General features: G+C 72.2%; 11 protein-coding genes. 2 read left to right on the top strand and 9 right to left on the bottom strand.

Annotated elements, in window-relative coordinates; genetic code table 11:
• Positions 1 to 53: 53 nt before the first annotated feature.
• From K7787_RS11985 to mce, 3 genes are all read right to left on the bottom strand, one after another.
• Positions 54 to 989 carry a coiled-coil domain-containing protein gene (locus K7787_RS11985; RefSeq protein ID WP_009190662.1) on the bottom strand — a complete coding sequence of 312 codons (936 nt, stop codon included), beginning with the start codon at positions 987 to 989 and terminating at the stop codon, positions 54 to 56.
• A gap of 195 nt (positions 990 to 1,184) precedes the next feature.
• The gene (scy, locus tag K7787_RS11980; RefSeq protein WP_223001389.1) at positions 1,185 to 5,165 is read right to left on the bottom strand and encodes a polarized growth protein Scy; all 3,981 of its coding nucleotides are present in this window, start codon (positions 5,163 to 5,165) and stop codon (positions 1,185 to 1,187) included.
• A 210-nt stretch (positions 5,166 to 5,375) separates the two neighbouring features.
• Entirely contained in the window at positions 5,376 to 5,816 is a 441-nt protein-coding gene (gene mce, locus K7787_RS11975; RefSeq protein WP_009190665.1) for a methylmalonyl-CoA epimerase, read from the bottom strand.
• A 148-nt stretch (positions 5,817 to 5,964) separates the two neighbouring features.
• Here mce and K7787_RS11970 point away from each other — a divergent pair, with 148 nt between their 5' ends.
• Entirely contained in the window at positions 5,965 to 7,173 is a 1,209-nt protein-coding gene (locus K7787_RS11970) for an acetyl-CoA C-acetyltransferase (RefSeq protein WP_009190666.1), read from the top strand.
• 124 nt (positions 7,174 to 7,297) lie between these two features.
• Positions 7,298 to 8,254: a methylmalonyl Co-A mutase-associated GTPase MeaB gene (meaB, locus tag K7787_RS11965; RefSeq protein WP_019983707.1), complete on the top strand. Its 957-nt coding sequence runs from the start codon at positions 7,298 to 7,300 to the stop codon at positions 8,252 to 8,254.
• Positions 8,255 to 8,324: 70 nt separating this feature from the next.
• Here the strand turns inward: meaB and K7787_RS11960 are convergent, their stop codons facing one another.
• From K7787_RS11960 to K7787_RS11935, 6 genes are all read right to left on the bottom strand, one after another.
• A complete protein-coding gene (locus K7787_RS11960) occupies positions 8,325 to 8,801 on the bottom strand; it encodes a MarR family winged helix-turn-helix transcriptional regulator (RefSeq protein ID WP_009190668.1) in 477 nt (158 codons plus the stop codon).
• A gap of 95 nt (positions 8,802 to 8,896) precedes the next feature.
• Positions 8,897 to 9,652 carry an AIM24 family protein gene (locus K7787_RS11955; protein ID WP_169437889.1) on the bottom strand — a complete coding sequence of 252 codons (756 nt, stop codon included), beginning with the start codon at positions 9,650 to 9,652 and terminating at the stop codon, positions 8,897 to 8,899.
• Between the two features lie 17 nt (positions 9,653 to 9,669).
• Positions 9,670 to 10,320 carry an AIM24 family protein gene (locus K7787_RS11950; RefSeq protein WP_019983705.1) on the bottom strand — a complete coding sequence of 217 codons (651 nt, stop codon included), beginning with the start codon at positions 10,318 to 10,320 and terminating at the stop codon, positions 9,670 to 9,672.
• Position 10,321: 1 nt separating this feature from the next.
• Positions 10,322 to 10,954 (bottom strand): AIM24 family protein, encoded by a 633-nt coding sequence (locus K7787_RS11945; protein WP_164390356.1) that lies wholly within the window; start codon positions 10,952 to 10,954, stop codon positions 10,322 to 10,324.
• Positions 10,955 to 11,046: 92 nt separating this feature from the next.
• Positions 11,047 to 11,340, bottom strand: coding sequence for an MTH1187 family thiamine-binding protein (locus K7787_RS11940; protein ID WP_009190672.1), 294 nt, complete (start codon positions 11,338 to 11,340; stop codon positions 11,047 to 11,049).
• Positions 11,337 to 11,681 carry a DUF3817 domain-containing protein gene (locus K7787_RS11935; RefSeq protein ID WP_009190673.1) on the bottom strand — a complete coding sequence of 115 codons (345 nt, stop codon included), beginning with the start codon at positions 11,679 to 11,681 and terminating at the stop codon, positions 11,337 to 11,339. The genes K7787_RS11940 and K7787_RS11935 overlap by 4 nt, the downstream gene beginning before the upstream one ends.
• Positions 11,682 to 12,299: the final 618 nt, after the last annotated feature.

The raw sequence follows: 12,299 nt of genomic DNA, 5'->3' as shown, positions 1-12,299 counted from the left end.
CCCGCTCCCGCAGGGGCGGAGGGCTTCACGGAGATCGGTCCCGCGCGGTCCGGTTACCGGGTCTGCTGGGCCGGGACGCCGCGGGAGACCGGCTCGTCCTCGGTCGGGGAACCCGCGGCGGCCACCGCGGCGCCCGTGAGGGTCGCCAGCATCTCGCGCACGTTGGTCAGCTGCGCGTTGATCGAGTCGCGGCGGTTGGTGAGCGCCGCCAGCTCCCGCTCGGATTCCGAACGGATGCGGTCCGCCTTGGCGTTGGCGTCGGCCACGATGTCCTCGGCCTGGCGCTGCGCGGTCTCGACGGTCTGCCGGGCCCGGCGCTCCGCGTCCGTGCGCAGCTTCTCCGCCTCCAGGCGCAGCTGCTCGGCGCGGTGCTCGATCTCCGCCAGCCGCTTCTCCGCCTTGGCCTGACGCGACGCCAGGTCCCGCTCGGACTGCTCGCGCCGCTTGGCGAGGTTGGTCTCGAAGTCGGCGGCGGCCTGCGCGGCCTTGGCGCGGGTCTCCTCGAAGAGGGCGTCCGCCTCCTCCCGCTTGGACTGCGCGTCCTTCTGCGCCTCGGACCGCAGCTGCGCGGCGTCGGCCTTGGCCTTCTCGACGATCCGGACGCCCTCGTCCTCGGCCTTGGCCTTGCGCTCCGCGGCGAAGGACTCCGCGTCGTTGCGGACCTGCTGGGCCGCCGACTCGGCCAGCTCGCGGTGCTGTTCGGCCGCGCGCCGGGCCTCCTCACGCAGATCCTTCGCCTCCTCCTCGGCGAGGCGGAGGATCTTCTCGACCCGGGCGCCGAGACCCGCGTACGACGGTTCGGCGTCACTGATCTGCGCCTGGGCGTTCTGCGTCTCGAGGTGCAGCTCCTCGATGCGCTTCTCCAGGGCGGTGATACGGGAGAGAGCACTGTCACGGTCGGAGACGAGCTTGGAGATACGTTCGTCCACCTGAGCGCGGTCGTACCCACGCCGCACAAGCTCGAAGCCGTAGGGGGAAGTGTCGCTCATGGGGTTCCTGTCGAATGAGACCGGTGAGGTGATAGGTCGAATCCTAGGGGCCGAAGCGGTGTGTCATCGAGCGGATACGTGTTTGATCTGGAGAATGACACCTCTTTTGAGTGGCTGACCGCCGCGAGGCTTGCCAACACCCCTCGCCAAGCCCCCGGAGACTCCCCCGTCAAGTCCCCGAATTCACCTCAAAGACTACCCTTCTGACGATTTGCCACCCGAGCGGGGTGCGCCCACCGTCGCCCCGGCCCGCACCCCGGCGTCCTTGGCCGGCGCGGGCGCCTCGAAGGACTCCAGCGCCTCCAGCACGTCCTGCACCCGGGAGATCTCGGCGTTGATGTCCTCGCGCCGGCGCACCAGGACCTCCAGCTCGCGCTTGCCCTCCTCGACCGTGCGCCGCGCCTCGTGGACCGCCTCGGCCTTCAGCTCCTCGGCCTCCTTGACCAGCTTGGCCTTCTTCTGCTCGGCCTCCTTCAGCAGGCCCTCGGCCTTCTTCACCGCGGCGATCCGCACCTTGCCCGCCTCGGAGTTGGCGTCCGAGACGATCTCCTTGGCCTTGGCCTGCGCCTTGGCGAGCTGCTCCTCGGCCGCCTTGATCAGCGCGTCGCAGCGGTCGCCCGCCGACTTCATCGTCTCGGCGGCCTCGCGCCGGGCCCGCTCGTGCAGCTCCTCGATCTCACTGGTGAGGCGCTCGCGCAGCTCCTCGGCCCGCTCCCGGATCTGGGTGGCGTCCCGGCGGGCGCCGACGAGCAGCTCGTCCGCGTCCGTACGGGCCTTCTCCACCGCCGTGTTGCCCTGCACGGTCGCCTCGGCGAGGATCCGCTCGGCCTCCTGGCGGGCGGCGCCCACCATCGTGTCGGCCTGGGTCTCCGCGTCCGCCTTCGTCTTGACCGCGCTCGCCTGCGCCTCGGTCAGCAGCTTGTCGGCCTCGGCGGTGGTCTCCGTGATCAGCGTGTCGACCTGCTCGGCCGCCTCCGAACGCCGCTTGTTGGCCTCCTGGCGGGCCTCGTCCAGGGTCCGCTCGGCCTCCTCGCGGGCCGCGGTCAGCGTCCGCTCGGCCTCCGCCTCCGCCTCGGCCTTCAGCCGCTCGGACTCGGTACGGATCCGCTCGGCGCGGCTCTGCGCGGCGCCGACCGTCTCGGCCGCCTCCGCCCGCAGCCGCTCCGCGTCCCCGGTCGCGTCCGAGATCAGCTTCTCCGCCTTGGCGACGGACTCCGCGCGCACCCGGTCGGCCTCGGCGATGGCCTCGGTGCGCACCCGCTCGGCCTCCGCGGCCGTCTCCGCGCGCAGCCGGTCCGTCTCCGCGATCGTCTCGGCGCGCAGCCGGTCGGCCTCGGTGATCGTCTCCGTGCGCAGCCGGTCCGCCTCCGCGACCGTCTCCGTCTGCAGCCGCTCCGCCTCGGAGCGGGCCTCGGAGATCAGCGCGTCCGCCTGCGCCGCCGCGTCCGACCGGATGCGGTTGGCGTCCTCGCGGGCCTCGGCCCGCGTCCGCGTGGCGTCCTGGTCGGCCTGCGCGATGGTGTCGGAGGCCTCGGTACGCACCCGCTGGGCGTGCTCGGCGACATCGGCGCGGATCCGGTCGGCCTCGGCGATCGCCTCGGACACCGTGCGCTCGGCGAGCGTCTTGGCGGCCTCGGCCTCCTCCTGCGCCTCCCGGCGCAGCCGGGCCGCGTCCTCGCCGGCCCGCTCCCGCTCCGCGTAGGCGTCGGTGCGGACCCGGTCCGCCTCCTCCTCGGCCTCCCGCCGGGTACGGTCCGCCGCGTGCTCGGCGGCCGACCGCAGCCCGGCGATCTCCTCCTGCGCCTGCTCGTGCAGCCCGGCGACCGACTCCCGCACCTGCGCCGCGTGCTGCTCGGCCGCCGACACCAGCTCGGTGGCGCGCCGGTCGGCCTCCTCCACCAGCCGGACCGCCTCGGCCTGCGCCTCCTCCACGCGCTTGCGTGCCGAGGCCAGCAGCTCCTCGCTCTGCTCGCGGGCCCGCTCGCGCTCCTGGTCGGCCTCGCCGCGCGCCGCGCCGAGCAGCTCCTCGGCCTCGCGACGGCGCCGGGCGGCCTCCTCCTGCGCGGCGGCCAGCGTCTCCGACGCCTCCGCCCCCAGCCGCTCGGCCGCGGCCTGCGCCTCGGCGCGCACCCGGTCGGCGGTGTCCTGCGCCTCCGTCTTCAGCCGCTCCGCCTCGGCCGCGGCCTCCGACCGCAGCCGCACCGCCAGCGCCTCGCCCTCCGCACGGGAGGCGGACGCGTCCGCGGCGGCCTCGGTGCGCAGCCGGTCGGCCTCCGTCTCCGCCTGCTGCTGGAGCGTACGGATCCGCTCGGCGGCCTCGGTGCGCAGCCGCTCGGTCTCCTCGGCGGCCTCCCGGCGCAGCCGCTCGGCCTCCGCGCGGGCGTCGGCCAGCGCCTCCTCGGCGGCGGCGAGCCGCTGCTCGGCGTCGGCGTGCAGCCTGGTCAGCTCCTCGGCGGCCTCGCTCCGGCGGGCCGTGATCGCCCGCTCGGTCTCCTCGCGCAGCTCGCGCGCTGCCCGCTCGGCCTCCGCCCGGACCGCCTGCGCCTGCTCGTCGGCCTCGGCGCGGTGCCGCTCGGCCTCCTTGCGGGTGCGCTCCAGGGTCTCCTCGGCCTGCCGGCGCAGCGCGGTGGCCCGCTCGATGGCCTCGGTGCGGACCTTCTCGCTGTCCGCCGTGGCGGTCTTGCGCAGCTCGTCGGCGTCCGCCTTGGCCTTGGCCAGCAGCTCCTCGGCGGACTTGGCCGCCTCCTCGATCTGCGCGACGGCCTCGCGCCGCGCCTCGGCGCGGATCCGCTCGCCCTCGGCGACCGCCTCGGAGCGCAGCTGCTCGGCCTCGCCGCGCAGCCGGCGCGCCTCCTCCTGCAGCTCGACCGTCTTGGCCCGGTACTCCTTGGTGTCGTCCTTGGCGGCGCCCTTGAGCTGCTCGGCGATGTCGTGCGCCTCGGCGCGCAGCCGGTCCGCCTCGGCCTCGGCCTCGGTGCGGATCCGCTCGGCCTCCTCGGCGGCGGCCTTGGTGGTCTTCTTGGCGTCCTCGGCCGCCTTGTTCAGCACGTCCTCGGCGGTCTTGGCCGCCTTGGACAGCTGGGTGGCGGTCTCCTCGGCGGTCGCGCTGCGGGCCTTCTCGGTGGCCTCCGCGACGATCTTCTCCGCCTCGGCGCGGGCGTCGGCGACCAGCTGCTCGGCCTCGGAGCGGGTGTTCTCCGCGTCCTTGGTGGCCTCCTCGACCAGCCGGGCGACCTGCTCCTTGGCGGTGCGGGTGCGCAGCTCGTTGGCCGACTCGGCGCTCGCCAGCGCCTTGGCGGCGGCCTCCTTGGCCTCGGCGACCAGCTTCTCCGACTCGGTCTGCGCCTTGCGCAGCGCCTCCTCGGCCTCGGCCATCCGCTGCTCGGCGGCCCGGCTCAGCTCGGCGGCCTGCCGGCGGGCGGCGTCCGACTCGCTGGCCGTGCTGCTGCGCAGCTGCTCGGCGTGGTCGGTGGCCTCCTGCGCCTGCGTGGAGGCGGCGTTCAGCAGCCGCTCGGCGTCGGCGCGGGCGCGGCGCAGGATCTGCTCGGCCTCCGCGCGGGCCGACTCGGCCTCGCTCTGCAGCCGCTGGCGGGCCTCGGCGGTCAGCCGCTCGGCCTCCGCGCGGGCGGCGGCCATCGCCTGCTCGGCCTCGGCGCGGGACTCGTCGAGCAGCCGGCGGGCCTGCTGCTCGGTGCGGGCGCGCAGCTGCTCGGCCCACGCCACGTTCTCGTTGACGTGCGACTCGACGGTCTGCCGGCGCTCGGCCAGCTCCTGGTCGAGCTGCTGGCGGCGGGTCACCGCCTCCTGGTGCAGCTCGGCCTGCAGGCGCGCGGCCTGCTCGGCGTGCTCCTGGAGGATGCGCTGCGTCTGCGCCCGGGCCTGGCTCAGCTCCCGCTCGGCGTCCGCGCGGATCTGCTCGGCCTGCACCTGCGCCTGGCGCAGCAGCTGCTCGGCCTGGTAGCCGATGTCCGCGCTGTCGTAGGCGGGCCGGGTCATGATGGTCCGGCGCGCCTCGTGCAGCTTGGCGCGCAGCACCTCTACCTGGTAGCCGAGGTCCTCGGCGTGCTGGATCGCCTTCTCCCGCTCGGTCTTCAGCCGATCCATCTCGGCCTCGAACCGAGAGAGGTGGTCGACGTCAGCCGCCGGCTCTCGCTCCTGGCGTTCGTAGCCCCGCACTGCGCGGTCCCATCCGTCCCCTGGTCGCAAGCCTGTCCAAACGAGCTCCGTCCATCCGCCGGACGGGGCCCCCGGGGAATGGTGTCAGATCGACGGTGGGGCATGGGCTGCCGCCCCGTCGCCCGTCCCCCGAAACGCGGACCCCGGAAAGCGGTCGTACCCGCGTCGGGTACGACCGCCCCCAACCCTACCGGCCCTTATGTACGAGGGTCAGTGCTCGGCCGACTCAACAGCCGCTGAAGTGACCAGTTCTGTCAGGACACCGTGACAATCCTTGGGGTGCAGGAAGGTGATCCGGGACCCCATGGAGCCGCGACGCGGCTCGTCGTACAGAACGCGTACGCCCTTCGAGCGGATGTCCGCGGCGTCCGCGTCCACGTCCGCCGTGCCGAAGGCGATGTGGTGGACGCCCTCCCCGTTCTTCGCCAGCCACTTCCCGACGGCGGAGTCCTCGCGGGTGGGCTCCAGCAGTTGCAGATAGGAGGCGCCGCCGTCGGACGTCTCGTTGATCTTGAGCATGGCCTCCCGCACGCCCTGCTCCTCGTTGATCTCGGTGTGGAACACCTCGAAGCCGTAGGTGGCCCGGTAGAACTCGACGGTGGCGTCGAGGTCGTGGCAGGCGATCCCGATGTGGTCGATTCGCGTCAGCATGGTCTCAGTGCAGCGCCACGGCGGTGGTTACGCAACGTGCGCGCGATCACACCGAAAGGCCGATGACGGGCGAAGTACCGCTCAGTACATTCGAAGTAAACCCTCGTTCACTCCTCGGCTGTGCAGGCCGGTAAGGGGATCGCAGCTCATGTCTTCTGGAACTCCCGGTACGACCGGCTCGGTGATCGTCGCGGGCGCGCGCACGCCCATGGGCCGGCTGCTCGGCTCGCTGAAGTCCTTCTCCGGAGCCGACCTCGGCGGCTTCGCGATCAAGGCCGCCCTCGACCGTGCGGGGATCGGCGGCGACCAGGTGCAGTACGTGATCATGGGCCAGGTGCTCCAGGCAGGCGCGGGCCAGATCCCGGCCCGCCAGGCCGCGGTCAAGGCCGGCATCCCGATGAGCGTCCCGGCGCTCACCGTCAACAAGGTGTGTCTGTCGGGCCTGGACGCCATCGCGCTGGCCGACCAGCTGATCCGCGCGGGCGAGTTCGACATCGTCGTCGCCGGCGGCCAGGAGTCCATGACCAACGCCCCCCACCTGCTGCCCAAGTCCCGCGAGGGCTTCAAGTACGGCGCCGTCGAGATGCTCGACGCGATGGCGTACGACGGCCTGACCGACTCCTTCGAGGGCGTCGCCATGGGCGAGTCGACGGAGAAGCACAACACCCGCCTGGGCATCGGCCGCGCCGAGCAGGACGAGATCGCCGCCCTGTCCCACCAGCGCGCCGCCGCCGCGCAGAAGAACGGCCTGTTCGAGGCCGAGATCACCCCGGTGGAGATCCCGCAGCGCAAGGGCGACCCGGTGCTGTTCAGCAAGGACGAGGGCATCCGCGGCGACACCACGGTCGAGTCGCTCGGCAAGCTGCGCCCCGCGTTCGCCAAGGACGGCACGATCACCGCCGGCTCCGCCTCGCAGATCTCCGACGGCGCGGCGGCCGTGGTCGTGATGAGCAAGGCCAAGGCCGAGGAGCTGGGCCTGGACTGGATCGCCGAGATCGGCGCCCACGGCAACGTGGCCGGTCCCGACAACTCCCTCCAGTCGCAGCCCTCCAACGCGATCCTGCACGCCCTGAAGAAGGAGGGCCTGGAGGTCTCGGACCTCGACCTGATCGAGATCAACGAGGCGTTCGCCGCCGTCGCCGTGCAGTCAATGAAGGACCTCGGCGTGTCCACGGAAAGGGTGAACGTGAACGGTGGCGCCATCGCCCTGGGTCACCCGATCGGGATGTCCGGCGCCCGTCTGGTGCTGCACCTGGCCCTGGAGCTGAAGCGGCGCGGCGGCGGGGTCGGCGCGGCGGCGCTGTGCGGCGGCGGCGGCCAGGGCGACGCCCTGATCGTCCGCGTGCCGAAGGCGTAAGGACACCGGGGCGCGGACCCGCCCCGCACCCACCCCCCTCGACCGGTCCGGTCCGCACCCGAGACCCCCGCGGACCGGGCCGGCGGACCACGCGGATCACACGGATCATGTGAACGGAGCTGTGATGCAGGACGTCTCCTCTCTGGTGGCCCAGGCCAGGGAAGGCCGGCCCCGGGCCGTGGCCCGGCTGATCTCCCTGGTGGAGGGCGCGTCCCCGCAGTTGAGGGAGGTCATGGCGGCCCTCGCCCCGCTGACCGGCAACGCCTACGTCGTCGGCCTCACCGGCTCCCCGGGCGTCGGCAAGTCGACGTCCACCTCGGCGCTGGTGACGGCGTACCGCAAGCAGGGCAAGCGGGTCGGCGTGCTCGCCGTCGACCCGTCCTCGCCGTTCTCCGGCGGCGCGCTGCTCGGCGACCGCGTCCGGATGTCGGACCACGCCTCCGACCCGGGCGTCTACATCCGCTCGATGGCCACACGCGGCCACCTCGGCGGCCTCGCCTGGGCCGCCCCGCAGGCGATCCGGGTGCTGGACGCGGCCGGCTGCGACGTGATCCTGGTCGAGACGGTGGGCGTGGGCCAGTCGGAGGTGGAGATCGCCTCCCAGGCGGACACCAGCGTGGTCCTGCTGGCCCCCGGGATGGGCGACGGCATCCAGGCGGCCAAGGCCGGCATCCTGGAGATCGGCGACGTCTACGTCGTCAACAAGGCCGACCGGGACGGCGCGGACGCCACCGCCCGCGAGCTGAACCACATGCTGGGCCTCGGCGAGGCCCGCGGCCCGGGGGACTGGCGGCCGCCCATCGTGAAGACGGTGGCGGCGCGCGCGGAGGGCGTCGACGAGGTCGTGGAGGCGCTGGAGAAGCACCGGGCGTGGATGGAGGAGCGCGGTGTGCTCGCCGAGCGGCGGCGCGCCCGCGCGGCCCGCGAGGTGGAGACCATCGCCGTCACGGCCCTGCGCGAACGCATCGGCGACCTGCACGGCGACCGCCGCCTCAGCGCCCTGGCGGACCGCATCGTCGCCGGCGAACTGGACCCGTACCGGGCGGCCGACGAACTGGTCGCGAGCCTGACGGAGTCCTGAACGGCGAGGACGCGGGAGGGGGCGGGGACTCATCGAGTCCCCGCCCCCTCCCGCGTCGTGTGTCCGTGCCTCAGGGGCGCCCGCGCTGCCCGCGCAGATGCTCGGCGATCGGCTTCAGGGCCTTGTCCAGCTCGGTGAGCGCCTCGGGGTCCAGCAGGTCGATGAAGTGCCTGCGCACGGACGCCACATGGTGCGGTGCGACCTTCTGCATGGTTTCCATGCCGTGCTCGGTGAGGACGGCGTACAGTCCTCTGCGGTCGGACTCGCAGTTCTCACGGCGCACCAGGTTCGCGTTCTCCATGCGGGTGATCTGGTGCGAGAGGCGGCTCTTGGACTGGAGGGTGGCGGAGGCGAGATCGCTCATCCGCATCCGCACGTCCTCGGACTCGGACAGATTCACCAGGATCTCGTAGTCGTTCATAGTCAGGCCGAACGGCTGCAGATCCTTTTCGAGCTGGTAGGACAACAGCCTGTTGACCTCCAGGTGGGTGCGCCAGGCGCACTGCTCCGCATCCGTCAGCCAGCGCGTGGCCGTCTCGGTCTCCATGTATGAAGTCTACCTAAGAAGTTGAAAAGCGAACGAGTGAGGGGTGGTGTGACGGTGCGCACGCGTTCGAGCCGTCACACTCCGCAGACTACCGCTCACAGCCCGAAGCGACGCTGGAGGTCTCCCAGCTGTCCGGGAAGACGCGGTGCGCCGGCGTGCGCCCCGTGGCCTCCGGAACCCCCCGTACCACCGGGCACCCCGGGCTCCTGTGGGACCGCTCCCGCGGCCAGCTCCGGCATGAGCGCCTCGGACGACTGCAGCAGCACCGTCCCGGCCCCCACGAACTCGAACTGATGCTCCTCCCCGGACACCCCGCCCAGCCCCGTCATCGCACGTAGACCGCCCATCACCCCGGTCAGGTACCCATGATCGTAGTGATGGCACGGGGAGGGGCAGTCCGCCCAGCCGACGAGCGCCTGGGGGTCCACCCGGATCGGGGGTTCCATGAACACCACCGGACCGTTTGACGCGGCCACGAACTTTCCGGTTCCGATCAGGGTCAGAAACCCCGGCACGATCGACTGCTTGAGCGCGAGACTTGGCTGAAAAGCAAGCAAGTTGCCCGAGCGAATGGTCAGATTGCCGTCGTCCAAGTCATAGGAATTCACATCGAAGGCCCGGTCGGCGAGGAGCATCTTGCCCGAGCCCTCCGCCACGACCCAGTCGCTCGCGTGCAGAGGCGAATGGAAGGAAGTCCGCACCAGCCGGTCCAGCCGGCCGTGCCCGACGCCGTTGAACTCGATCGCCCCGTAGTAGGCGATCATCTTCCCCTTCTGCAGGAACCACTGGCTCCCCTTCAGCTCCACGCAGAAGGTGTACGCGTTCACGTTGTCGTCGGCCGGCAGGGTCATCGGGTCGTGCACGACGCTCACAGCTTCTCCTCCGAGGCCTGGACATAGACGACGCCGGTGCCGCTCAGCTCCAGCTGGAACCCCTCGCCGGAACCGCGCCCCACCATCTCCCGCCAGCCGAGGGCGGTGGACAGCTTGTTGCGCACGTCGCCGTGGTGGGCGACGTAGGCCTGCGGATCCACGTGCACCGGCCGCTGCGGGCTGATCGGGATCTCCAGCACGCCGCCGTGCGCCATCACGGCGACCGCGCCGTGCCCCTTGAGCGTGGTGGTGAACAGGCCCTGGCCGGTCACCTGGCCGCGCACCATGCCCATCACCCCGCCCTGCGAGCCCATGAACATCGTGCCCTGCTGGAGGGTGCCCTCGAAGGCGAGCAGCCGGTCCGCCTCCACATAGAGCGTGTCGCCCGCGAGGGTGATGACCTGGATGTGATGGCCGCCGTGCCCGAAGAACACGGTGCCGCTGCCCTCCACGCTCATCAGGGGCGTCGCCTCGCCCGCGACCCGCCGCCCGATCATGGACATCACGCCGCCCTGACCGCCCTGGATGCTCGGCGTGAAGGAGACGTCGCCCTTGTAGGCCAGCATGGCGCCGCGCTGACTGAACAGCCGCTGCCCCGGCACGACGGTCGCCTCGACCATCTTCGAGTTGATCTCCCGGAAGCCCATGTCACACATCCCCCGCGATCGTGTTCCGCTCGCTGGGCTGCACGTACACGAGCCCGTCGCCCTCGAACCGGATCTGGAAGGCCTCCCCGCCTCCCTCGCCGAGGAAGGTGCGGAAGGTCACCCCGGACTGGAAGGACTGCCGGACGTTGCCCTGGTGCGCGATGTACGCGCCGGGGTCGACGGTCAGCGGGTACTGCGGACTGACCCGCAGCACCACGGCCGGCCCGTCCGACATGATCGCCGCCTGCCCGTGCCCCTCCACGGTCGTGGTGAACAGCCCGTTCCCCTGCGAGGCGCCCCGCAGCCCGGTGAACGAGGTCCCGGTCCTGAGCCCCCCGTCGGTCGCGAGCAGATTGCTGGACTCCACGAAGAGCTTGTCGCCCCGAAGCTCCACCAGATTGATCTCGGACGCCCGGTCGGCGAACCAGCACGTCCCCTGCCCCCGCACCTCCATCACGGTCATCTGCTCACCGGTGAGCCGCCGCGTCACCATCCCGCGCAGCCCGTCACCCCCACCGGTCAGCCTCTTGAATGCCATCTGCCCGTCGTACGCGACCATCGAGCCGTTCTTCGCCTTCACGGCGTCCCCGGTCATGTCGACGGCGAGCACCCTGCTGCCTTGAAGTCGGAACATCGCCACAGATGTGAAGGTAGCGGCGAACCGGGTGGAACGGACAGGCCCCACGGGGTGGAGAGATCCCCCATCCCGCCCCTTAGGGGCCCGGGCTAGCCGGCCAGATGCCGCTCCACGGTCTCCACCTTGCTGGTGAGACCGTCCGTGACACCCGGCCGGATGTCGGCCTTGAGGACCACGGAGACCCGGGGAGCCCGGGCCTCCACCGCGGCCACGGCGCGCTTGACCACGTCCATGACCTCGTCCCACTCGCCCTCGACCGAGGTGAACATCGCGTCGGTGCGGTGGGGCAGCCCGGACTCGCGGACCACACGGACGGCGTCGGCGACGTACTCGCCGACGTCCTCGCCGACGCCGAGCGGGGTGACGGAGAAGGCGACGATCATGCGTTCACGACCCCCTCGCGGCGGGCGCGGGAGGCGATGACCGCGTCCTCGGCCTCGCGCTTGAGCTTGCGCTCGGCGAAGAAGCCGCCGGTCGGCAGCACCGACAGGACGAAGTAGAGGGCGGCGGTCTTGGCGGGCCACTTGGTGCGGTTCCAGGCGTCGGCCCAGAACAGCACGTACAGGACGAACAGGATGCCGTGGATCGAGCCCATCACGGGCACGCCGTTGAAGTCCGTGGTGCGCTTCAGCACCGAGCAGATCAGCAGCAGGATGAAGCTGACCGCCTCGGGGGCGGAGACCAGGCGGAGGCGGCGGAGGGCGGAGGCTGTCTTGATGTCCACGGGTCACCTTCGGTGGGAGAGACACGGAGCCCGGCTTTGTGAACGCAGGCACAAGGTTCCGTCCATTGTGGCAAACCGACGAAGCCACCCCAGGAGGGGGTCACGCCCCCGTCGGCCCCCACCCACACGACGAGGGCGCGCCCGCACGCCGCCGTACGGCGGAAGTGGGCCAACCCCGGCAGACACCGGCCCGCACCCGCCGCACAACGAAAGCGGACCCCGGCAGCCCCACCGGCCCGCACCCGCCGTACAACGGAAGCAGGCCGCCCACCGGCCCGCACCCGCGGTACAACGAAGCGGGCCGCCCGCCCTCGCGCCCCGGCCCTCACCGGCCCGCAGCCGCCGTACAACGCACGCGGGCCACCCGCCCACGCGCCTCGGCCCCCACCGGGCCGCAGACGCCGTACGGCGGAAGGGGCCGTGGTGGTACGTCCATATGCCCGCCGCGTACTGCGGTCCCTCCTCCGTCAATCAATCACCCTCCGGGCCGTATGTCCGTGGGCGGCGGGCTGGACGTACCACCACGGCCCCGACCCACCACGCACCCCAAGCGCCCCCGGCCACAGCGGACCCCACCGGGTCACTCCCCACCCCACCGGGTCACTCCCCGCCCCCCAC

The organism is Streptomyces sennicomposti (assembly GCF_019890635.1).
Classification (GTDB): Bacteria; Actinomycetota; Actinomycetes; order Streptomycetales; family Streptomycetaceae; genus Streptomyces; species Streptomyces sennicomposti.
The sequence above is the reverse complement of the archived record's forward strand: the minus strand, read 5'-3'. Positions and strand labels throughout refer to the sequence as shown.

Coding starts and splice junctions, on each gene's coding strand:
- K7787_RS11985 (WP_009190662.1), bottom strand. CDS start 989: ATGAGCGACACTTCCCCCTACGGCTTCGAGCTTGTGCGGCGTGGGTAC.
- mce (WP_009190665.1), bottom strand. CDS start 5,816: ATGCTGACGCGAATCGACCACATCGGGATCGCCTGCCACGACCTCGAC.
- K7787_RS11970 (WP_009190666.1), top strand. CDS start 5,965: ATGTCTTCTGGAACTCCCGGTACGACCGGCTCGGTGATCGTCGCGGGC.
- meaB (WP_019983707.1), top strand. CDS start 7,298: ATGCAGGACGTCTCCTCTCTGGTGGCCCAGGCCAGGGAAGGCCGGCCC.
- K7787_RS11960 (WP_009190668.1), bottom strand. CDS start 8,801: ATGGAGACCGAGACGGCCACGCGCTGGCTGACGGATGCGGAGCAGTGC.
- K7787_RS11955 (WP_169437889.1), bottom strand. CDS start 9,652: ATGACCCTGCCGGCCGACGACAACGTGAACGCGTACACCTTCTGCGTG.
- K7787_RS11950 (WP_019983705.1), bottom strand. CDS start 10,320: ATGGGCTTCCGGGAGATCAACTCGAAGATGGTCGAGGCGACCGTCGTG.
- K7787_RS11945 (WP_164390356.1), bottom strand. CDS start 10,954: ATGTTCCGACTTCAAGGCAGCAGGGTGCTCGCCGTCGACATGACCGGG.
- K7787_RS11940 (WP_009190672.1), bottom strand. CDS start 11,340: ATGATCGTCGCCTTCTCCGTCACCCCGCTCGGCGTCGGCGAGGACGTC.